General features: G+C 63.7%; 14 protein-coding genes and 1 pseudogene. 8 read left to right on the top strand and 7 right to left on the bottom strand.

Going from position 1 to position 21,158, the window contains the following annotated elements; all coding sequences use genetic code 11:
- Nucleotides 1–154: 154 nt before the first annotated feature.
- Together AC0L2R_RS26535 and AC0L2R_RS26530 are read right to left on the bottom strand one after the other, a co-directional pair.
- Nucleotides 155–1,573: a TadE/TadG family type IV pilus assembly protein gene (locus AC0L2R_RS26535; protein WP_473512404.1), complete on the bottom strand. Its 1,419-nt coding sequence runs from the start codon at nucleotides 1,571–1,573 to the stop codon at nucleotides 155–157.
- Between the two features lie 337 nt (nucleotides 1,574–1,910).
- The gene (locus AC0L2R_RS26530) at nucleotides 1,911–2,780 is read right to left on the bottom strand and encodes a transglutaminase-like domain-containing protein (RefSeq protein WP_287302029.1); all 870 of its coding nucleotides are present in this window, start codon (nucleotides 2,778–2,780) and stop codon (nucleotides 1,911–1,913) included.
- 172 nt (nucleotides 2,781–2,952) lie between these two features.
- Between AC0L2R_RS26530 and AC0L2R_RS26525 the strand changes: the two genes are divergently transcribed.
- Entirely contained in the window at nucleotides 2,953–3,618 is a 666-nt protein-coding gene (locus AC0L2R_RS26525; RefSeq protein ID WP_128173621.1) for an HAD-IA family hydrolase, read from the top strand.
- A 180-nt stretch (nucleotides 3,619–3,798) separates the two neighbouring features.
- Here the strand turns inward: AC0L2R_RS26525 and AC0L2R_RS26520 are convergent, their stop codons facing one another.
- Entirely contained in the window at nucleotides 3,799–4,038 is a 240-nt protein-coding gene (locus tag AC0L2R_RS26520) for a DUF1674 domain-containing protein (protein WP_473512403.1), read from the bottom strand.
- Between the two features lie 123 nt (nucleotides 4,039–4,161).
- Here AC0L2R_RS26520 and htpX point away from each other — a divergent pair, with 123 nt between their 5' ends.
- The 4 genes from htpX (at nucleotide 4,162) to purH (ending at nucleotide 10,131) form a co-directional block, all read left to right on the top strand.
- A complete protein-coding gene (gene htpX, locus AC0L2R_RS26515; RefSeq protein ID WP_091592400.1) occupies nucleotides 4,162–5,175 on the top strand; it encodes a zinc metalloprotease HtpX in 1,014 nt (337 codons plus the stop codon).
- Complete coding sequence (locus AC0L2R_RS26510) at nucleotides 5,166–6,566, top strand: RsmB/NOP family class I SAM-dependent RNA methyltransferase (RefSeq protein ID WP_473512402.1); 1,401 nt, start codon at nucleotides 5,166–5,168, stop codon at nucleotides 6,564–6,566. Before htpX ends, AC0L2R_RS26510 begins: the two co-directional genes overlap by 10 nt.
- Before the next feature lie 133 nt (nucleotides 6,567–6,699).
- Nucleotides 6,700–8,424: a heparinase II/III family protein gene (locus tag AC0L2R_RS26505; RefSeq protein ID WP_473512400.1), complete on the top strand. Its 1,725-nt coding sequence runs from the start codon at nucleotides 6,700–6,702 to the stop codon at nucleotides 8,422–8,424.
- Between the two features lie 90 nt (nucleotides 8,425–8,514).
- Complete coding sequence (gene purH / locus AC0L2R_RS26500) at nucleotides 8,515–10,131, top strand: bifunctional phosphoribosylaminoimidazolecarboxamide formyltransferase/IMP cyclohydrolase (RefSeq protein ID WP_473512398.1); 1,617 nt, start codon at nucleotides 8,515–8,517, stop codon at nucleotides 10,129–10,131.
- A 204-nt stretch (nucleotides 10,132–10,335) separates the two neighbouring features.
- On the opposite strand, the gene AC0L2R_RS26495 is transcribed toward purH, so the two are convergent.
- Nucleotides 10,336–11,781: an MFS transporter gene (locus tag AC0L2R_RS26495; RefSeq protein ID WP_473512396.1), complete on the bottom strand. Its 1,446-nt coding sequence runs from the start codon at nucleotides 11,779–11,781 to the stop codon at nucleotides 10,336–10,338.
- A gap of 282 nt (nucleotides 11,782–12,063) precedes the next feature.
- Nucleotides 12,064–16,872: an NAD-glutamate dehydrogenase gene (locus tag AC0L2R_RS26490; protein WP_473512395.1), complete on the bottom strand. Its 4,809-nt coding sequence runs from the start codon at nucleotides 16,870–16,872 to the stop codon at nucleotides 12,064–12,066.
- Nucleotides 16,873–17,007: 135 nt separating this feature from the next.
- On the opposite strand from AC0L2R_RS26490, the pseudogene AC0L2R_RS26485 reads away from it, so the two are divergent.
- Nucleotides 17,008–17,175, top strand: a pseudogene (locus AC0L2R_RS26485) (peroxidase-related enzyme); the annotation flags it as partial.
- Between the two features lie 159 nt (nucleotides 17,176–17,334).
- Nucleotides 17,335–17,658, top strand: a complete 324-nt coding sequence (locus tag AC0L2R_RS26480; RefSeq protein ID WP_473512394.1) for a YciI family protein — start codon at nucleotides 17,335–17,337, stop codon at nucleotides 17,656–17,658.
- A 9-nt stretch (nucleotides 17,659–17,667) separates the two neighbouring features.
- Here the strand turns inward: AC0L2R_RS26480 and AC0L2R_RS26475 are convergent, their stop codons facing one another.
- Nucleotides 17,668–18,282 carry a LysE family translocator gene (locus tag AC0L2R_RS26475; RefSeq protein WP_473512421.1) on the bottom strand — a complete coding sequence of 205 codons (615 nt, stop codon included), beginning with the start codon at nucleotides 18,280–18,282 and terminating at the stop codon, nucleotides 17,668–17,670.
- 300 nt (nucleotides 18,283–18,582) lie between these two features.
- Nucleotides 18,583–20,412: a translational GTPase TypA gene (gene typA / locus AC0L2R_RS26470; RefSeq protein ID WP_287241253.1), complete on the bottom strand. Its 1,830-nt coding sequence runs from the start codon at nucleotides 20,410–20,412 to the stop codon at nucleotides 18,583–18,585.
- Nucleotides 20,413–20,612: 200 nt separating this feature from the next.
- Between typA and AC0L2R_RS26465 the strand changes: the two genes are divergently transcribed.
- Complete coding sequence (locus AC0L2R_RS26465; protein ID WP_473512392.1) at nucleotides 20,613–20,888, top strand: hypothetical protein; 276 nt, start codon at nucleotides 20,613–20,615, stop codon at nucleotides 20,886–20,888.
- The last annotated feature ends 270 nt before the right edge of the window (nucleotides 20,889–21,158 follow it).

Below are 21,158 nucleotides of genomic sequence, written 5' to 3'. Positions count from 1 at the left end.
CGCGCGTCCTTTGGACGCGCAAAGGACGCTCCAGCACTTTAAGTCACGTCGCCGCCATGAGCCGCGCCATGGACGGAAACACGGAAGGCCGCCGGCTTCGAAAGAAGCGGCGGCCTTTTCCTTTGGGTGTTCGTCTATTAGCCGTCGGGGAAGATCAGCGTTTGATGGCAAGCTTCTCGATATTCTTGCTGATCTCGTAGAAGGCAGCGGCCAGTTCCGTGCCGGTGGCGGCCTCGTAGTAGTGCTTCAGCGAGGACCTGTCCGCTGTAGAGCAATTCTTGAGGACGCTCTTTGCCTGATCTCGCTCGGTCGCCGTCATGGTCGGATCGTTCAGGTCGAAGCCGATCGTGAATATCTCAATCCCATCGCGCTTCATGTTGGCGCAGATGGCTTCGGCATTCTTTCGCGAGGTCTGGCCCTGACCCTGCGAGCTGGGCGCACCGGGGCCCTTGGCAAAAGCAGTGTTGAATTGGCCGTCGGTCATCAGGATGGCGATCTTGGCCACCCTTCTTTTGTCGAAATTGGCGGGGCCGGCACCCAGACCGGCATCGGCAATTGCCGAGCGCCACGACGGCGAAAGCATGTAATAGCCCCATTGCGCGGCGATACCGCCGGCCGTCACGCCATCCGCCCTGAAATCCGCGATTGTGTTGAGCAGTTTGTCTTTGTCGGCGGTCAGGGGGATGAGCTCGGCGGACGGGCAGCTCCGCATATTGTAGTCCCGATTGACTTTGGCCAGATAGGTTTTGCCATTGTTGTCCAGGCGCGGCGTGTAAGGGCCGTCGGCCGAATAATCGGCGTAACCATCCCTGTCCTTGCGTTCAGTGGCACATTTATCGGACGCCAATGTCAAGGACACCGAGACCGGAGCATCGATCGGGGGCGGCACCTTTGATCCATATCTCGTCTCGACGAATACCGCGCTGGCCAGACCGCCTGTGTTGACGGCTTCGGCGTAGGGAACGATGGCGATGCGTACGCGGGGATCGTTCTTGTCGCGGTTCCATTTGAGCAGGTCTTCCACGGCTCCTGAAGCCGCGTCCCGCAGGTCGCCAATTTTGTCGGTCTTCTTATACCAGCTTTCCTCCATCGATCCGGTCACGTCGAGCATCATGGCCACTTCAATCTGCCTGTCCGAATAGAGTGCTGTCGTCGATACCGTGACACGCTGCATATCGCCTATGCCGAAGATCGGAAAATAAAGGCGGACATTGACATGCACGTCCGCCTGAACCGTGTTGGCGGTCCTGTCGATGGTCAATTTGTCGAGGACGATCCGATCAGCCTGCAGCATGCCCGCTCGGCTGTTGGCATCGAGAAACGCCTGCACCGACTTGTTGGCCTCGGCCTCCGTGATGACGCCGGTGGTCAGGTCCCGTGCCGTCGAGGTCACCGCCGCATCGACCACGCCCTGCAAGCTCGATTTGGTGTTGTAGAGCTGCGAAACATTGACGGCAAAGCCGACGCCAAGCGCCAGCACCGACGCGACCATGCCGAACAGAACCGCTAAATTTCCGCTTCGATCTCCGGCAAAGCCGCCGATCGCGTGAACAAGACCCCCAAAACGCCGCATGCTCGCCTCCATTCGCCACGACTCGAGCCGTGTGAAGGCCGCATTGCAGGATTCCGGCCGGACGGCGTCCTCATCGCAGCAAAAGCCGGCGGCTCATAGTCAAGCCATTGTTTTTGCTTGGTTTCGAAATGGGGCAAGGTAAATAGGCGGTAAACGACAAGCCGCTGCGGCAGTTTCGTTTACCAAGCGCTTACCATGAACCCGAGGTCTGCCGTGGAGCACAACAGCCCGATCCCGATCCGGCACAGAGGGTCTGTGCCGAAGCGGATCAGGCGCATCATATCCGTAGGACAGCCGATGATCGTAACAGCCGGACGCGCCGTTCGCGCTTGCGCTCCTATGCCAGCATCTGCGCGCTGGCCGTCCTGTCGACGCCGCGATGGGGCGGGTTGAACAGATTGCTTTCCTGCTCGTAGGTCCAGACCTTGAACAGGCTGAGCCGGTGCGGGCCGAAACTGTGCAGTAGCGGCACGTCGGTCGCGTCGCGGCCGCGCGCGATGACGACGCGGCCGATCCTCGGCATGTTGTGGCGGGGGTCGAACGTGTACCACTTGCCTTCGAGGAACACTTCCAGCCACGCCGAAAAATCCATCGGTGCCGGGTCGACCGGCACGCCGATGTCGCCGAGATAACCGTTCACGTAGCGGGCTGGGATGTTCATGCAGCGGCAGAGCGTGATCGCCAGATGAGCGAAGTCGCGGCAGACGCCGACGCGCTCCTCATGCGCCTGCGCCGCCGTGCGGGTCGGGCGCGCATAGCCGTAGCCGAACGACAGACGGTTGTGGACATAGTCGACGATCGCCTGCACCCGGGCCCAGCCGGATGGAACAGGCCCGAAAACCTGCCAGGCCAGATCGCTGAGATGATCGGTTTCGCAATAGCGACTGCCGAGCAGATAACAGAGCACCTCGTCGGGCAACTCCGCCACCGGCACTTCCCTGGCCAGCGTGTTGACCTCGTCGGTCTCGCCGCTGTCCTCGACGACGGCGTCGTAAAGAATGCGAAAGCCTCCGCCAGGCGCGGTGAAGCGGCGGCAGGTGTTGCCATAAAGATCGTGATAGAGCCTGGTGGGGACGGAGGGCGAGGTCAGCACGCGCGTTTGCCGCTTGATGTCGGCCTGGCGCTGCTTGTGGATCTCGAGCAGCGAAATCACCGGGGTGGATTCAGCACAGTCGATGGCGATTTCGTAGCCGAGCCGAATCAGCATTGCGGTTCCCCTCTTGTGAGTGTCGTGGAAGGCGATTGGATTAACGCGAGATGGCCGGCCGTGGTTCCCTGGTCTGTCGAAAAAGGCGATCTCGTGCCTTCCCATGCCGCCGGTGCGACGTTACGGTCGATCGACAGGCTTTGGTTCCTTCCGAAACAACTTGGGATAGCAGATGTTCGCAGGCAGAAAATTCGCAGCCTTGCTGTTCGACATGGACGGCACGGTGGTCAATTCGATTGCCGCGGCAGAAAGGGTCTGGGCAGATTGGGCACGCCGGCAAGATCTCGACGTTGCCGCATTCCTGCCAACGATCCACGGCGTGCGGGCGATCGAGACCATCGCTCGGCTGGCGCTTCCAGGCGTCGACCCGATGCGTGAAGCCGATGCGCTTCTGCAGGCCGAGGTGGCCGATATCGACGGCATCCTTCCAATCGCCGGCGCCGCGGCGTTTCTGGCGTCGCTGCCACCCGAGCGCTGGGCAATCGTCACTTCGGCGCCGCGCGAGCTGGCTCTGCTGCGCATCGCGGCCGCCGGCATCCCGCTTCCCGCCACCCTTGTCGCGGCCGAGGACGTTTCCCGCGGCAAGCCGGCGCCGGATTGCTTCCGGCTGGCCGCCGAGCGGCTGGGCGTTGACGCGCGCGACTGCCTCGTTTTCGAAGATGCGCCCGCCGGGATAGCGGCGGCCGAGGCCGCGGGAGCCACCGTCGTGGTGATCAGCGCCACGCACCAGCATCCGTTGCAAACGCCGCATGCTGCGATCGCCGGTTATGAGGGGATCGGCGTCACCGTCGACGACCGCGGCTGGATTGTCCTCGGCGCGGAGCGCGCTGCTGCTTAGGGTATGTTGAGATTCAGGTCAGGCCGAGCCGGAGTCGAAGACGGGCACGAAGCGACCAGACTAGGTGGGTTCCGAGAACCGGAACGGAGCGGACTTTCAGGTCCGTGAGAAGCGCAGGAATCCGCTGTTCGCAGGCCGGCATCACCTGAATATCGAAATACCCTTAGAAATCGCTGGCCCTTAGAAATCGCTGGTCAGGCCCTTCACTTCCCAATCGCCATAGCGGCCGGGTTCCCTGCCGCCACGGCCGCCGATCTCCCGGGGCATCGCGGCTTCCTGCCGTCGATAGTGTTCGCGCCGTGCTTCCGCTTCCGCCAAAGCGCGGCGGGCTGCCGGTGTCAGCGTCCTTTGCGGCACGTCGTGACCGGGGCCGGCGTCTGCATTGCTGGTTTCGCCTGATATATTGGCTTCGTCGATCATGCGATATTCCCGGCGATTGAAACCGGCCCCAATTGAAACAGGGCCACACGTTTCCCATCATATAGCGATGAGCCGACAAGGATCGACCCTTTTTCCGAAAGGCCGGCAGAAACGGAGCAGACAATGAACACACTTCGCACCGCCATGCTTTTGGCAGCGATGACCGCGCTGTTCATGGGCGTCGGCTATCTGATCGGCGGATCGGGCGGCATGGTGATCGCCTTGCTGATTGCCGCCGCGATGAACCTGTTCAGCTATTGGAACGCCGACAAGATGGTGCTGTCGATGAACCGCGCGGTCGAGGTCGACGAAAGGAACGCCCCGGAATATTACGCCATCGTGCAGAGCCTCGCCAGACAGGCCGGCCTGCCGATGCCGAAAACCTATCTGATCGACAACCCGCAGCCCAACGCTTTCGCCACCGGCCGCAACCCGCAGAATGCCGCGGTCGCCGCCACCACCGGACTGCTGCAGCAACTGTCGCATGAGGAGGTCGCGGCGGTGATGGCGCACGAGCTCGCCCATGTCCAGCACCGCGACACGCTGACCATGACGATCGTCGCCACGCTTGCCGGTGCGATCTCGATGCTCGGCAATTTTGCCTTCTTTTTCGGCGGCAACCGCGACAACAACAATTCCCTTGGCATTATCGGTGTGCTGGTGGCGATGATCGTGGCGCCCTTTGCCGCGATGATCGTGCAGATGGCGGTCAGCCGCACCCGCGAATACGAGGCCGACCGGCGCGGCGCCGAGATCTGTGGACAGCCGCTCTGGCTTGCCTCGGCCCTTGACAAGATCGCTCGCGGCGCCGAACGCATCCGCAACCCGGATGCCGAGCGCAATCCGGCAACTGCCCACCTCTTCATCATCAATCCTCTTTCCGGCGAGCGCATGGACAGCCTGTTTTCGACCCACCCGAGCACCGACAACCGCATCGCCGCCCTGCAGGCGATGGCGCAGGACATGGCCGGTGGCGCATCCGCCTCCGCGCGGCCGCAAACGCCGATGCCGCGGCAGGCAGACGAACAGCGGCCATCGGGCCCGTGGGAGAAAGCTGAGCAGCCGGCTGAACCGGCCAGGCCGAAGTCCAATCCCTGGGGCCGCAATCCGACCGGACCCAAGGGTCCGTGGTCGTGAGCGAAGCGAAACGCCGGCACCGAATTTCAGGCGATCATGAAAACAGTGCAGCGAGCCCCGGCGAACCTGTTGCCGGCCTTGCCGCGCGCAAGGCCGCGGCACGATTGCTGGCCGCCGTCATCGATGCGAGGACGCCGCTGGACGGGCTGACCGACCACGAGAACGGCCATCCGCAATACAAGGCGCTCGACCTGCGCGACCGGGCGCTGGTGCGCGCCATACTGGTCACCGCGCTGCGCTTCCGCATGACCATATCAGGGTTGCTGGCCCGCCGCCTGGAAAAGCCGCTGCCACCCAACGCCACCGCGCTTTCACATATCCTGCATGTAGCAGCGGCGCAGATCCTGTTCCTCGATGTTCCCGACAGCGCCGCAGTCGACCTTGCCGTGACCCACGCCAAGTCCGATCCGCGCACGGTGCGCTTCTCCGGTCTCGTCAATGGCGTGCTGCGCACACTGGCGCGATCCAAGCAGGCCGAGCTGGCTGCAGCGCTTGCCACCACCGACGAAGCGCCGAAATGGTTTTCCGACCGGCTGAAAGCCGCCTATGGCACTGAGAAAGCCAGGCAAATCCTCGCCGCCCACAGATACGAGGCGCCGGTAGACTTCACGGTCAAGACCGATCCTGCGCTGTGGGCCGAGCGGCTCGGCGGCATCGTGCTGCCGACCGGCACTGTGCGCGTGGAGAGACTCAGCGCCTCGGTCACTGAACTGCCCGGCTTTGAAGACGGCGCCTGGTGGGTCCAGGATGCCGCCGCCAGCCTTCCGGCCCGGCTTTTCGGCGACGTGAGGGGTTTGCGCGTCGCCGATCTCTGCGCCGCCCCCGGCGGCAAGACCGCTCAGCTCATTCTCGGCGGCGCCACGGTTACCGCGATCGATTCCTCGAAGAACCGGTTGGCGCGGCTCTCGCAAAATCTCGAACGGCTCGGTTTGTCCGCAGAAATTGTCCAGGCCGATCTGCTCAAATACGAGCCGGAACAACTGTTCGACGCCGTCCTCCTCGACGCGCCCTGCTCCTCGACCGGCACGGTGCGGCGGCATCCCGACGTGCCGTGGACGAAGACGGCGGCCGACATCGAAAAGCTCGCCGATCTGCAACGCAGGCTGCTCGCCCGCGCCGTCAGCCTGGTCAGGCCTGGCGGGCGCATCGTCTTTTCCAACTGCTCGCTCGACCCGCTCGAAGGCGAGGCGCTTCACCGCGCCTTCCTCGCCGGGACGGCTGACATTGTCGACGATCCGCTCCGCCCGGGCGAGATCGCCGGCATCGATCTGTTCCTGACGCCGCAGGGCACGCTGCGCACCACGCCCGCAGATCTGGAGCTCGGCTCACCGGAACGGTCCGGCCTGGATGGCTTCTTCGCAGCCCGCATGCGCAGACCCGGCCAACGCTGAAAGTTTGAAGACTGTTTTAGGAAGAATCCTGCGGAAAACAGGCTGAATTCCAAGGCCTCCGTGGAATTCGCCTTCGCATAAGTTCTTGAATCACATAAGCTTGTCTTCGGATTGGGCGCTACGAGGAGGGCTTTTGGCGATCGCTGCCGGCAGCACGACGCGTCTATGGACGCTTGTCGCGAAGGAGTTTTGGCGCAAGACGCGCCGGCGCCTGCGTGGCGGGCCGATCCATCGCTGGCGCTACTCCGGCCGCACACCGGAACGCGTGTTGATCGCGCCGCCGGACCTGCGCCTGGCCGACCGGCAGATCGCGCTCGAGATTTATTATGGCCGCTATCCGCTGTCGGGACATCTGGTCGAGACCGGCGGCAAGTCGCCCTTCCAGATTGCGGTGGCCAATCCCGGCTGGCAAAAGGCCCTGCACGGCTTTCGCTGGCTGCGCCATATGCGCGCCGCCGGCACCGAGCTTGCCGCCGCCAATGCCCGCGCGCTGGTCTCCGACTGGATCACCATCCATGGCAGCAATATTTCCGGTGTCGCCTGGGAGCCCGGCACGACGGCCAAGCGCGTCATTGCCTGGCTGCAGCATTCCTCGGTGGTGCTGCAGGGTGCTGAATTTCCCTTCTACCGGGCCTTCCTGAAATCGCTGGCCATGCAGATCCGCTATCTCAGGGCGATGGCACGCGAGATGCCGGACGGCAAGGACAGGCTGCGGGCCCGCATCGCGCTTGCCTTTGCCGCTCTGTCGTTACCGGCGCCGGCGTCAGCGCTGCGCGGCGCGACCCGCAACCTCGCCGAGGAACTCGACCGTCAGATTCTGCCGGATGGCGGCCATGTTTCCCGCAATCCGATGGCCGTGCTTGAAATCCTCGCCGACCTTCTGCCGCTGCGCCAGACTTATGCCAATCAGGCCGAAACGCCGCCGGCGGCGCTGATGGGCGCCATCGATCGCATGCTGCCGGCGCTGCGTTTCTTTCGCCACCAGGACGGCAGCCTCGCCCGCTTCAACGGCATGGGCGCGACCATCCACAACCGCATCGCCACCATTCTGCGCCACGACGACACCGCCGGCGCGCCGTTGCTGCACGCACCGCATTCGGGCTACGAGCGCCTCTCCATGGGCGGCGTCACCGTGATCGCCGATACCGGCCCGCCACCGCGCATCGATGTTTCCAACGCGGCGCACGCCGGATGCCTTTCCTTCGAGCTGTCTTCCGGCCGCCGCCACTATATTGTCAATGCCGGCGTGGACACCTATGGCGCTGCCGAATTCCGGCCGCTTGCCCGCGCCACAGCCGCCCATTCGACAGCCACCATCAACGACACCTCGTCAGCGCGTTTCAGCCACTCGCTGCGCGTCAACGATCTGCTCGGCACGCCGCTGATCGGCGGCCCGCAGCATGTGCCTTGCAAGCGCACCGACCAGCAAGGCAGCCAGGGTTTTCTGGCTCGCCATGACGGCTATGTCGCGCGCTTCGGCTTGCTGCATGAGCGCGAACTGAAATTGTCGACGAACGGCAATGTGCTCGCCGGCAGGGATCGCCTTCTGCGGCCGGGCAATGCTGCGATCCGCAACAACGGCCGCGATTTCGTCACCGTGCGCTTCCACATCCATCCCGACATAGGCCTGCTCAAGGACGAGCACGATCGTCTGGTGCTGACCGCCGATGAAGCCGACACATGGGTGTTCACCTGCACCGAGGTGGCGCCCGAGGTCGAGGAATCCATCTATTTCGCCGGCCTTGGCGGCCCGCGCCGCAGCCGGCAGATCGTGCTGGCCTTCAAGGCGTCAGAGATTTCCGAAGTCCATTGGCAACTGACACGGACGGCCATCGCCGGTCATCCGGCAAAAAGCTGAGACTGCGGTAGCCCCGCAGTTTGATTTCCAGGCCTCATGTGCTACGGCGCGCGGACACTGTCCCAACCAGCCGTGAAAGGCCGCCAGCCCATGGCCGTCGCCGCCAAGAACATTCCCGCGCCCGACCTCGTTCCTGTCCGTCGCGCGCTGCTTTCCGTTTTCGACAAGACCGGCCTCATCGATTTTGCCAGGGCGCTGGCCGCTGCCGGCGTCGAGCTGGTCTCCACCGGCGGCACGGCAAAGGCGATCGCCGAGGCAGGCTTGGCTGTGCGCGACGTCTCCGAACTCACCGGCTTTCCCGAGATCATGGACGGCCGCGTCAAGACCCTGCATCCGTCCGTGCATGGCGCGTTGCTCGGCGTGCGCGACGATCCCGAACACGTCGCGGCGATGCGCGATCATGGCATCGAGCCAATCGATCTCGTCGTCTCCAATCTCTACCCTTTCGAGGATGTCCGCCGCTCCGGCGCCGCTTACGCCTCGATCGTCGAGAACATCGACATAGGCGGCCCGGCGATGATCCGCGCCGCCGCCAAAAACCACGCCTATGTCGCCATCGTCACCGATCCCGAGGACTATGCCTCGGTGCTCAACGCGCTGGAGATGAATTTCGGCTCGCTCTCGCTGGATTTCCGCAAGAAGCTGGCGGCCAAGGCCTTCGCCCGCACCGCGACCTATGATTCGGCGATTTCCGGCTGGTTCGCCGAAGCGCTGGAGATCGAGCATCCCACCTGGCGCGCCTTCGGCGGCAGCCTCGACCAGGTGATGCGCTACGGCGAGAACCCGCACCAGAGCGCCGGCTTCTACGTCGATGGCGACAAGCGACCGGGCGTCGCGACGGCGCGCCAGCTTCAGGGCAAGCAGCTTTCCTACAACAACATCAACGACACCGACGCCGCCTTCGAACTGGTCGGCGAGTTCGATCCGGCGCGCTCCGCCACCGTCGCCATCATCAAGCACGCCAACCCATGCGGCGTCGCCGAGGGCGCTTCGCTGAAGGCGGCCTATGCCAAAGCGCTTGCCTGCGATCCGGTGTCGGCCTTTGGCGGCATTGTCGCGATGAACCGCACCCTCGATGCCGAGGCAGCCGAAGAGATCGTCAAAACCTTCACCGAGGTCATCATCGCGCCGGGCGCCTCGGACGAAGCAATCGGCATCGTCGCCGCCAAGAAGAACCTGCGCTTGCTGGTCACCGGCGGCTTGCCCGATCCGCGCGCGGCCGGCTCCACGGTGAAATCTGTTTCCGGCGGGTTGCTCGTCCAAGGCCGCGACAATGCGGTGGTCGACGACCTCGACCTGAAAGTGGTGACCCGGCGGGCGCCGACAACGGCCGAAATGGCCGATCTCAAATTCGCTTTCCGCGTCGCAAAGCACGTCAAGTCGAACGCCATCGTCTATGCCAGAGACGGTGCCACCGTCGGCATCGGCGCCGGCCAGATGAGCCGGGTCGATTCCTCGCGCATCGCCGCGCGCAAAGCGCTCGACGCGGCCGAGGCAGCCGGCCTGGCCGAGCCGCTGACCAAGAATTCTGTTGTCGCCTCGGATGCCTTTTTCCCGTTCGCCGACGGGCTTTTGTCTGCGATCGAAGCCGGCGCCACCGCCGTCATCCAGCCGGGCGGCTCGATGCGCGACGACGATGTCATCGCCGCCGCCGACGCCCACGGCATCGCCATGGTGTTTACTGGCGTCAGGCATTTCAGGCATTAGCGCCTCTTGCCTTCTCCCCTTGTGGGAGAAGGTGGCCGAGCGAAGCTCGGTCGGGTGAGGGGTGTTGGCAGGATCGCTACGATGAAGGCGTAAGCTGTTAAAATCCTTGATGTTTTCACGTTGAGTTTCTTGCAGCACCCCTCATCCGTCTCGGCGCTACGCGCCGATCCACCTTCTCCCACAGGGGAGAAGGGAAGAAGCAGCTCACTCCGCCGTCGGGTTGTCTGCCGGATACGGCGTGCGGACCAGGATCGCCAGGCCGACGCCGAGGAACAGCACGATTACAGCCATGCCGAGCCGTTGCGAACCGCTTACCCAGCCTATGGTCGACACCAGAAACGGCGCGAGGAAGCTGGTCGCCCGTCCGGCCAGTGCATAGATGCCGAAATAGCGGCCCGATTCGGCCGCGGTGACGCTACGCGCCATGTAGGAGCGTGACGAGGCTTGTACTGGCCCGAAGGCAAGGCCGATCAGCAAGCCGTAAAGAATGTAGGCCTTTTCCGCCGCCGTGCCGAACAGGCCGCCCGAATCGGCGGTGGAGAGCTGTAGCATCCCGAGCAGCGTGAAACCCGGTCCGGTCGAGACGATGCCGATTGTCGCGACAGACAGCATAACCAGCGAAATCATCACCACGGCCTTGGAGCCGAGCGCCGTGTCGAGACGGGCGGCGATCCAGCAGCCGACGATGGCAACGACGTTGAGGATGATGCCGAACAGGCCGATCTCGGTGATCGACCAGGCGAACATCCCTGCCGCGAAAAGTCCTCCCAGCGCAAGCAGCGCATTGACGCCGTCTTGATAGATCATGCGGGCGACCAGGAAGCGGAAGATGCCGCTGCGCTGGCGCACTTCGGCCAGTGTCGACTTCAGCTCCGACAGCCCCTCGCGCACCGCCGGCCCGATCGGAATGCCTTTGGCGGCATCCGGGGTAAAGAAGAACATCGGCAGGATGAACAGCAAGTACCAGCCAGCCGACAGTGGTCCGGTCGCCCGAGCGTCTTCGCCGAAGATCGGGTCGAGACCGAGGAGCGGGTCGAGACCGACGATCGTCTTGCCGGTCTCCGGCAAACCCGCCATGAAGGCGACGACGAAGATCAGCGCGATCATGCCGCCGAGATAGCCAAGACCCCAGGCCATATTCGAGATGCGGCCGATTTCGCTCTTCGGAACCAGGCGCGGTATCATCGAATCGTTGAACACCGTCGAGAATTCCGCCGCCACCGACGCCAGCGAAAACAAAGCCGCGATAAGAAACAGATTTGAGCCCGGCGCGGCAAACCAGAGCAAACAAAGACTCGTGATCTTGATCGCGGCAAAGCACGCGATCCACGGCTTTCGCGGGCCGGTCTGGTCTGCGATCGAGCCGAGTATGGGCGACAAAACGGCAATGACCAGTCCCGCCGCGGCGATGCTCCAACCCCAGACCGTCAGGCCAAGTAGATGCTGGGATTCGACGTAAGCTTCAACTGCGGCTGGACCGGCTGCCTCGGCAGCTTGCATGGCAGCCGGATCCAGAACCATGCGCGAAGCGAAATAAGGACCGAAGATGAAGGTGGTGATGACGGTGAAGAACGGTTGTGCTGCCCAGTCGAACAGCATCCATCCCCAGATGCCGCGTTCCGGCGCTCGCTGCACTGCTACCTCGGCCATATGCCCTCCTGCCCCGTTCGCTTGGCCTGCGACCGGCGCCATGTCTGCATGTTTCCGGTGCTCACGCAAATGACAGAGGCCGCGCCGCCCCTCATTGCCCTGCCGGGCATTTCTCCCCGTATAGGGACGGGGAGAAAGACATTGTCATCGGCGGTTTCGCGAACGGCTGCCGTTGCAGAAAAGGCGCTGGCATTGCAGCAAGTTCCTTCTCCCCGTCACTATACGGGGAGAAGGTGGCGGCAGCCGGATGAGGGGCAGCGCCGGCCTTGTGAAGTGAACAGCTCACAGCGCCGTCAGGTCGCTGATCAGCCCCGATGCCACCGACAGCCGCGACACGGTGATGTCGCCGCCCTCGGTCAGCGCCTGCAGCCGCTCGCGGATGCGCCCGACCCTCTCGCCGCCGGCCTCCAGCCATGCCGCCACCGGGTCCGCCGCCCCGGCATGGCCGGTGAGCGCCGCCACGGCGATGCCGCGCCTGGCTGCGCCGATCGTGTCGGTGGCGCGGAAAAGTGCCAATTGATCGTAGTAGTCGGACGGCGCGATCGAGCGCGCCGCATCCTCGACGCGCGGAATGCGGAAGGCATCGCTGACCGCGAAAAACGCCTTCGCGGCAGCGATGATGTCGGCATTCGCCGTTCGGGCCGTCAGCGCGATGTCAGGCACGACGCCGGCCACATCGGTCAGCGCCAGATGTTCTGCCAGCTGTTCGGGCGCGCCGCCCTTGGCCAGACCATGCCGCCGCTCCTCTATCCGCTCGCGCGAGAAGGCCGGAAGCAGCGAAGGGAGCTTCGGCTCCAGTGCCTTGCGGGCGTTCTGCAATTCGGCGATCCGTTGGCCCAGCGGAGCGGTGCTGGCATCGTTCTTGAGATACCAGCCGCTGGCGACATAGGTAAGCCGACTGACGGCTTGATAAAGGTCGAGCTGCACCTGTCCGTCGATCTGGTTGTCGAGCGCGTCGATCTGGCGATAGAGCGCCGGCAAGCCAAAGCCGTCGCGCACCACAGCGAAGGTCCGGACCACGTCGGCCGTGCTGCGGCCGGTTGCTTCCTGCAGCCTGTTGACGAAGGGGGGGCCGCCGCGATTGACCAGATCATTGGCGACGACACGGGCGATGATTTCGCGGCGCAGGCGATGGCCATGGATTTCAGCCGCGAATTTCTTCGTCATACGGTCCGGAAAATAGCCCATCAGGTCACGGTCGAAATGCGGATCGTCCGGCACGTCGCTGGCGACGATGTCGGAAAACAGCACGATCTTGGCATAGGCCAGCAGCACGCCGAGCTCGGCCCTGGTCAACGGCTCGCCGCGCGCCTCGCGCTCGGCAAGGCCTGCCGGCGACGACAGAGCTTCGACATTGCGGTCGAGCAGGCCGCGCGCCTCGAGCGCTGCCATGAAACGGCTCTGATGGGCGATATCGGCAAGGCCGCGCTTGCGGGCAAGGGACAACGCCAGCGTCTGCTCGTAATTGTTGGACAGCACCAGCGCGCTCACCTCGTCGGTCATTTCGGCGAGAAGCTTGTTGCGCGCTGGGCGGGTCAGCGCCCCCTTGCGCATGGCGGAAGCCAGCGCGATCTTGATGTTGACCTCGACGTCGGAGCAGTTGACGCCGCCCGAATTGTCGATGGCGTCGGAATTGCAGCGCCCGCCATTCAGCCCGAACTCGATGCGGGCCCGCTGCGTCGCGCCAAGATTGGCGCCCTCGCCGATGACCTTGGCGCGCACTTCGAGCGCAGTCACCCGAATGGCATCGTTGGCGCGATCGCCAGCGTCCTGGTTGGTTTCCGTCGATGCCCTGAGATAGGTGCCGATGCCGCCGAACCACAAAAGGTCGACCGGCGCCTTGAGGATGGCGCTCATGATCTCGACCGGCGAGGCGGTCGTCTTGCCGAGGCCGATCGCCGCGGCCGCGCCCGGCGGCAGCGTGATCGATTTCTGGCTGCGCGAGACGATGATGCCGCCTTCGGACAGTTTTGTCTTGTCGTAGTCCTGCCAGCTCGAACGGGCGAGGGCGAACATGCGCCGGCGCTCGGCCATCGAAACCGCCATGTCGGGAGCGGGATCGATGAAGATGTCACGATGGTCGAAGGCGGCGATCAGCCGGGTCTGCTCGGACAGGAGCATGCCGTTGCCGAACACGTCGCCCGACATGTCGCCGACGCCGACAACGGTAAAGGGTGTGGTCTGGATATCGCGGTTCATCTCGCGGAAATGCCGCTTGACCGCTTCCCAGGCGCCCTTGGCGGTGATGCCCATCTTCTTGTGGTCGTAGCCGGCCGAGCCGCCGCTGGCGAAGGCGTCGTCGAGCCAGAAGCCATGCTTCTCGCTGATGGCATTGGCGGTGTCGGAGAAGGTCGCCGTGCCCTTGTCTGCGGCGACGACGAAATAGGGGTCGTCCTGGTCGCGCCGCACGACCTCAGCCGGCGGAATGACGCCGTCCAGGCCGATATTGTCGGTGATCGACAACAGGCTGGAGACGTAATTCTTGTAGGCGGACGCGCCGGCTTCGAAGATGGCGTCGCGGCCGGCGCCCATCGGCAGCTTCTTCGGATAGAAACCGCCCTTGGCGCCAACCGGCACGATCACCGCGTTCTTGACCTGCTGCGCCTTGACCAAACCGAGCACCTCGGTGCGGTAGTCCTGGGCGCGGTCCGACCAGCGCAGGCCGCCGCGCGCGACCGGGCCGAAGCGCAGATGCACGCCCTCGACCTCGGAGCCGTAGACGAAGATCTCCCGCCACGGCCGCGGCGCCGGCAGGCCGTCGACCGCTTGCGAATCGAGCTTGATCGCCAGCGACTGGCCCTTCTCCTTCAGATCGGGAACGAAATGATTGGTGCGCAGCGAGGCTTCTATCAGGTTGAGGTAGCGACGGATGATGGTGTCGTCGTCGATGTTGGGAACCTCTTCCAGCGCATCCCTGATCTTGGCCTTGAGGTGCCTGGCCGCGACCGCCCCTTCCGTCTGCGCCGTCGGTCCGAGGCGGGCGACGAACAGCTCATGCAGGCCACGCGCGATCTCCGGATAGCGGTTGAGCGCGGTGGCAATGAAATCCTGGCTTTGCGGGATGCCGGCCTGCTGCAGATAGCGGCCGTAGGCGCGCAGGATGGAAACCTCGCCCGACCACAGGCCGGCGGTCTGGGCAAGGCCGTTATAGCCGTCATTGTCGATGTCGCCGCGCCAGACGGAAAGGAACGCGTCTTCGAACAGCGCGCCGCGGTCGCTTAGGTCGATTGGCTTGCCGTAGCTGTTTTCGAGCTCCATGTCGTGGATGAAGACCATGCCCGGCTGATCACTATTGATCATGCCGGAAGCCTCGTCCCCGACCTCGAAGGTGCGCTCGCTGATCACGCGGAAACCGATGTTCTCCAGCACCGGCACCCGCCGCGACAGCGCCACCGGGCTGCCATGGTGATAGATCTTCAGCGCCGCCTGATGCGGTTCCTGGTTGGCATGACGATAGTAGTCGATGGCGATCGGATTGGCCGCGCTGATCCTGGCGATGCGACCGGCATCGGCCAACGCCTCCGCCGGCGAGAAGCTGTCGCGATAGCTCCCCGAGAAGCGCGAGGCGATCGCCGTGAGCGCCGCGTCGGCGCCGGTCTCTTCGGCGGTCTCGCGCAGAATGTCGTCCCAGGTCCGCACGATGGCGCGGATCGCTGCCTCGATCGTCGCCTGGTCGACCTTAGGCGTCTTGCCGCCGGAACGGCCGATGATGAAGTGGACGCGCGCCAGTCCGCCTTCCGGAAAGGCGGGGTAGTAGGCCGAAAGCCGGCCCTGGAACACCGTCCTCAGATAGGTACCGATCTTCTCGCGCACGACGCTGTCGTACCGGTCGCGCGGCACGAAGACGAGGATCGAGACGAAGCGGTCGAACTGATCGGCGCGCACCAGCGCTCTGACGCGCGGCCGCTCGATCAGCCCCAGAATGGCTTCGGCGTGCTTGCGCAGGATCGGCACCGGAACCTGGAACAGTTCGTCGCGCGGATAGCTCTCCAGCACGTTGATCAGTGCCTTGCCGGAGTGATCTTCAGGGTTGAAACCGGATTTGGCGATGATGGTTTCGGCTTTCGACCTGAGATAGGGGATCTTCATCACCGAGCGCGTGTAGGCGGTCGAGGTGAACAGGCCGACGATGCGCAACTCGCCGGCGAGCACGCCCTTGGCGGTGTAGGTCTTGACGCCGATGTAATCGAGATAGATGCGGCGGTGCACCGACGATTTGGCGTTGGCCTTGGTGACGATCAGCGGTTCCGGCCCGTGCAGAAAGGCGCGGATTTCCGGCGTCGTCGACACCGCTTCGGTGCCGCGCCGCAGCACCAGCACGTCGGGATCGGAGAGGATGCCGAGGCCGGGCTTTTCGGTGCGCTCCAGGGTGCCGCTCTTCTCGCCGCCGGTATATTTGAACTCGCGCATGCCGAGGAAGGTGAAATTGTCGTCGCGCAGCCATTCGAGGAGGGCGATCGCTTCGGTGACGTTGGCCTTGTCGAGCGGCACCGGAGCGTAGCGGAACTCGGAGATTGCCTGGTCGAGGCGGGCCAGCATCGGCTTCCAGTCGGTGACGGCGGCGCGCACCTGGCCCAATATTTTCTTCAGCCGGTCAGCCAATGCCTCGGCCTGCTCGGACGAAACACGGCCGATATGGACGTGGATGACGCTCAGCCGTTCATGACTGTGATCGCCCTTGGCGAAGCCGCCATCGCCGAGGATTTCGTCGACGCCGCTCTTGCCGTGCCTGACGACGATGACCGGATGGGTAACCAGCAGCGGTTCGCCAGCGCTCTCGGTGATCTCGCCGAGGATGGAATCGAACAGGAACGGCATGTTGTCGTTGACGACGGTGATCACCGTCATCGGCCTGCCCTGGCGCACGACACCGGAATCAACCTCTATGGCGACGACGCAATCGCCCTTCTTGTGCCTGGCGACGGCGCGTCCGGCGAGATCGGCGGCGCGTTCGAGGGCGGTGACGTCATAGGCGGCGACATCTTCGGCCGGCGCACGGGCCAGCAAGTAATCGGCAAGCCTGCCGGGTTTCTCGCTGCCCTTGGCCGTGCTTATCTTTTTCAACTGGCTTGCAGATTTCAGGCCGGCCATGTCGCTAAATCCCTCCCTCATATGTCTTGCGACTATGGTAGCAGATGACCGATATTTGGCGACAAAGGTTTGACCGCTTGCGACGAAATGTCGGGATTCGCCGGTGGGTCACCGAAAATGAGGAGAAAATCCGCCATAAAAGACAAAATCATCGCACTTGACCTCGCGCCTGCGGAACTGAGCGAAGCGACGAAAGCCTATTTCGCCAAATGCGAGGAGAAGCTCGGCCTCGTTCCCAATGTGCTTTTGGCCTACGCTTTCGATGAGACGAAGCTGCGCGCCTTCACCGACATACCACGCGATGGCGCGGTGAGAGCATGGCGGTTGCGAGCCAACCGGACCTCACATTAGTGATTCGCATTCTCGTTGCTTGTTTTTCGGTTTGGTCCGATGATCGCCCTGCGGCGTGACCGCATGTCGGTTCGACGCCCGCCGATCAACGGAAGATCAACGGAGGAGAACATGGCGAAATTTCTCTATGTCTATCACGGCTCCGGCAAGATGCCGACCGACGACGCCGAACGGCAAGCGGCGATGGATGCCTGGAACGGCTGGTACGGCAAGCTTGGCTCGGCCGTGGTCGACGGTGGCAATCCGGTCGGCATGTCGAAGACCGTGCTGCCCGGCGGCAAAGTCGAGAACAATGGCGGCAGCAATCCGACCGCCGGTTACACAATCATCGAAGCGAACGACATCGACGATGCCGTCGCGAAGGCCAAGGATTGTCCTATCCTGAAGGACCCGAGTTTCAGCGTCGAGATCGCGCCGATCATCGAAATGGGCTGACGCACCGGCTCAGGATCGAGCCGCAATCGCCGCCGCGGCACCGGCCATGGTGGTGGCGCTGACGCGGTTGGCGATCTTCATCGCCCGCCTGCTCTTCAAGAGTTTTCGCGCCTGCGCTGCCGCCAGCACCCAGGCCAGATCGATGGCGACCAGAACCACGGCCATGGTCAGCGTCAGCTCGATCCAGCCGACGACCGTCACTGAGGCGAGATCGATGATGGTCGGCAGCAGCGCCAGGTAGAACATCATGATCTTGGGATTGCCGAGCGTCACCGCCATGCCGGCAAAGAACAGTTTGACGGCCGACTCCTCGCGCGGCATCTCGCCATCGCGCGCCTCGACCGGGGCCGTCCACATCTTCCAGGCGAGGTAGGCGAGATAGGCGACGCCGACCCATTTCAGCACGACGAAGGCAAGATGGAAGGTCTGCGCCACCACCGCCAGCCCGAACACCGCCAGCGACAGCCAGATGGCCTCGCCGATCCACATGGCGAGCAGGAATGGAAACACGTCGCGAAAGCCCTTTGCGATAACCCGCGCCACCAGGGCGGCAATCGACGGGCCGGGCGAGCCCGCGGCGACGAAAAGGGCGGCGGCGAAGATCAAAAGCGAGGTGACGTGCATGTGAGTGCCTTCGAGCGTCAGAGAGCCCAAGGATACCCGATCAGCGGCGGTTTGGCACCCCTGCAGCTTGCAGAGAACTTTGCCCTCTGAACAGGCGTCGGCGCTGCCCCTCATCCGCCTGCCGCCATCTTCTCCCCGTCAACGGGAAGAAGGGCGCTGTCATCGACGGTTCCGCCAATTACCAGCGTTGCAAGAAATGAACGCCGAGGGTGCGCTCAGCGGTCTTCTCCCCGTTCACGGGGAGAAGGTGCCGGCAGGCGGATGAGGGGCAGCGCCGATCCCCTTCAATGAGACGTCGCCTTACGCCGCGCCGACCACTTTCGCCGATTTCTCAAAACGCTTGCGCTCGTTCGGGTCGAGATAGAGCTTGCGCAGACGAATGGTCTTCGGCGTCACTTCGACCAGCTCGTCGTCCTGGATCCAGGCCAGCGCGCGTTCCAGCGTCATGCGGATCGGCGGCGTCAGCTTCACCGCCTCATCCTTGCCGGCGGCGCGGATGTTGGTCAGCTTCTTGCCCTTCAGCACGTTCACTTCGAGGTCGTTGTCGCGTGAATGGATGCCGATGATCATGCCCTGATAGACCTTGACGCCCGGATCGATGACCATCGGGCCGCGGTCTTCCAGGTTCCACATGGCATAGGCCACTGATTCACCCTGTTCATTGGAGATCAGCACGCCGTTGGTGCGGCCCGGCAGCTCACCCTTGTAAGGCTCGTAGGCATGGAACAGCCGGTTCATGACGGCGGTGCCGCGGGTGTCGGTCAGCAGTTCCGACTGGTAGCCGATCAGGCCGCGCGTCGGCGCGTGGAAGACGATGCGCTGGCGGTTGCCGCCTGACGGGCGCAATTCGACCATCTCGGCCTTGCGCTCCGACATTTTTTGCACGACGACGCCGGCATGTTCCTCGTCGACGTCGATGACGACTTCCTCGACCGGCTCGAGCAACTCGCCGTTCTCGCCCTTCTGCATGACGACGCGCGGCCGCGACACGGCAATCTCGAACCCTTCGCGGCGCATCGTCTCGATCAGCACGGCAAGCTGCAATTCGCCGCGGCCGGAGACGAAAAACGAATCCTTGTCAGGCGATTCCTCGATTTTCAGCGCGACATTGCCTTCGGCCTCGCGCAGCAGGCGGTCGCGGATGACGCGGCTGGTCACCTTGTCGCCCTCGGTGCCGGCCAGTGGGCTATCGTTGACGAGGAACGACATCGTCACGGTCGGCGGATCGATCGGCTGCGCATGCAGCGGCTCGGTCACCGACGCGTCGCAGAACGTGTCGGCGACGGTGCCCTTCGACAGGCCGGCGATGGCGACGATGTCGCCCGCCTGCGCCTCGTCGATCGGCTGGCGCTCGAGGCCGCGGAAAGCGAGGATCTTCGAGATGCGGCCGGTTTCGACCTGGGTGCCGTCATGATGCAGCACCTTGACCGCCTGGTTGGACTTCAGCGTGCCGGATTCGATGCGGCCGGTGATGATGCGGCCAAGGAACGGATTGGCTTCCAGGATGGTGCCGATCATGCGGAACGGGCCGGGGTGGACGGTCGGCGCCGGCACATGCTTGATCACGAGGTCGAACAGCGGCGCCAGGCCCTGGTCCTTCGGACCCTCGGGGTTTTCCGACACCCAGCCGTCGCGGCCCGAACCGTAAAGGATCGGGAAGTCGAGCTGCTCGTCGGTGGCGTCGAGCGCTGCAAACAGGTCGAACACTTCGTTGACCACCTCGACGTGGCGGGCGTCCGGCCGGTCGATCTTGTTGATGACGACGATCGGCTTCAATCCGACCTTGAGCGCCTTGCCGACGACGAATTTTGTCTGCGGCATCGGCCCTTCGGCTGCGTCGACCAGCACGATGGCTGAATCCACCATCGACAGGATACGCTCGACTTCACCGCCGAAATCGGCGTGGCCGGGGGTGTCGACGATGTTGATGCGGGTGTCCTTCCAGTCGACCGAGGTCGCCTTGGCCAGGATGGTGATGCCGCGTTCCTTTTCGAGGTCGTTCGAATCCATGGCGCGTTCGGCAACGCGCTGGTTGTCGCGGAACGATCCCGACTGTTTCAGGAGCTGGTCGACGAGGGTGGTTTTCCCATGGTCGACGTGCGCGATGATCGCGATATTACGAATTTTCATGTTGTGGTCTCGGGAGCGTTGCAGGCAGCAGGCCAAAAGGCGCTGCCTCTTTCGGTTGGGCGGCTCATACAGGGTTTTTCGCAATTGCGAAAGAGGAGGCGTGCCACCAAATACATGGTCACCAAATCTTAAGTGTCTTGGTGTGAAATTGAATTATTAACCAAAGCGGAACCTTTCACGGTCGGGACAGTTCAAATTTCATGAGCAAAACGGGCATCAGATACCGGCCAATCCTTGCATGGGCTGCCCTCGCCGTTCTGCTTGCGGCAGGCGTGGCACAGTCGGCCGCGACGTCGGAGGAGCCTGCCCTGCCGTCCGACACCCGAACGGCCGAGCAGTTGTTTGCCGACGCTCCCGATGGCGTCGACCCGGTGGTGACCGGGCCGGTTAGCGCCGCCTTCAAGCAGAGGCAGGAGGCTGCCAACTGCGACAGCGCTGTTTGGCCCAATATTCCGACCGTTTGCTATCCAGATTAGGACTGCTTTCCGCACATTGTCGGAAAGGTCGGATCGACCCTTCCTGAAGTTTTGCCAACGCCGGCGCAGCCCCTCATCCGCCTGCCGGTACCTTCTCCCCGTAAACGGGGGAGAAGCCCGCTGCGCGAAATGTCGGCTCTCCTTCTGCAACGTTCGCGATTAGCGAAATCTTGGATGCGGGCGACTTTCTCCCGTAAACGGGGAGAAATGCCCGGCAGGGCAATGAGGGGCAGCGCGACGTCACCCAGGATTGATACAAAGTGACCCAGT

The organism is Mesorhizobium sp. WSM4820, from assembly GCF_055811075.1.
The sequence above is the reverse complement of the archived record's forward strand: the minus strand, read 5'-3'. Positions and strand labels throughout refer to the sequence as shown.

What these genes read in the sequence shown, in the direction of transcription:
- AC0L2R_RS26535 (WP_473512404.1), bottom strand. Translation starts at nt 1,573, where the DNA reads ATGCGGCGTTTTGGGGGTCTTGTTCACGCGATCGGCGGCTTTGCCGGA.
- purH (WP_473512398.1), top strand. Translation starts at nt 8,515, where the DNA reads ATGGCCGTCGCCGCCAAGAACATTCCCGCGCCCGACCTCGTTCCTGTC.
- AC0L2R_RS26465 (WP_473512392.1), top strand. Translation starts at nt 20,613, where the DNA reads ATGAGCAAAACGGGCATCAGATACCGGCCAATCCTTGCATGGGCTGCC.
- AC0L2R_RS26475 (WP_473512421.1), bottom strand. Translation starts at nt 18,282, where the DNA reads ATGCACGTCACCTCGCTTTTGATCTTCGCCGCCGCCCTTTTCGTCGCC.
- AC0L2R_RS26490 (WP_473512395.1), bottom strand. Translation starts at nt 16,872, where the DNA reads ATGGCCGGCCTGAAATCTGCAAGCCAGTTGAAAAAGATAAGCACGGCC.
- AC0L2R_RS26495 (WP_473512396.1), bottom strand. Translation starts at nt 11,781, where the DNA reads ATGGCCGAGGTAGCAGTGCAGCGAGCGCCGGAACGCGGCATCTGGGGA.
- AC0L2R_RS26530 (WP_287302029.1), bottom strand. Translation starts at nt 2,780, where the DNA reads ATGCTGATTCGGCTCGGCTACGAAATCGCCATCGACTGTGCTGAATCC.
- AC0L2R_RS26480 (WP_473512394.1), top strand. Translation starts at nt 17,335, where the DNA reads ATGGCGAAATTTCTCTATGTCTATCACGGCTCCGGCAAGATGCCGACC.
- AC0L2R_RS26520 (WP_473512403.1), bottom strand. Translation starts at nt 4,038, where the DNA reads ATGATCGACGAAGCCAATATATCAGGCGAAACCAGCAATGCAGACGCC.
- htpX (WP_091592400.1), top strand. Translation starts at nt 4,162, where the DNA reads ATGAACACACTTCGCACCGCCATGCTTTTGGCAGCGATGACCGCGCTG.
- typA (WP_287241253.1), bottom strand. Translation starts at nt 20,412, where the DNA reads ATGAAAATTCGTAATATCGCGATCATCGCGCACGTCGACCATGGGAAA.
- AC0L2R_RS26525 (WP_128173621.1), top strand. Translation starts at nt 2,953, where the DNA reads ATGTTCGCAGGCAGAAAATTCGCAGCCTTGCTGTTCGACATGGACGGC.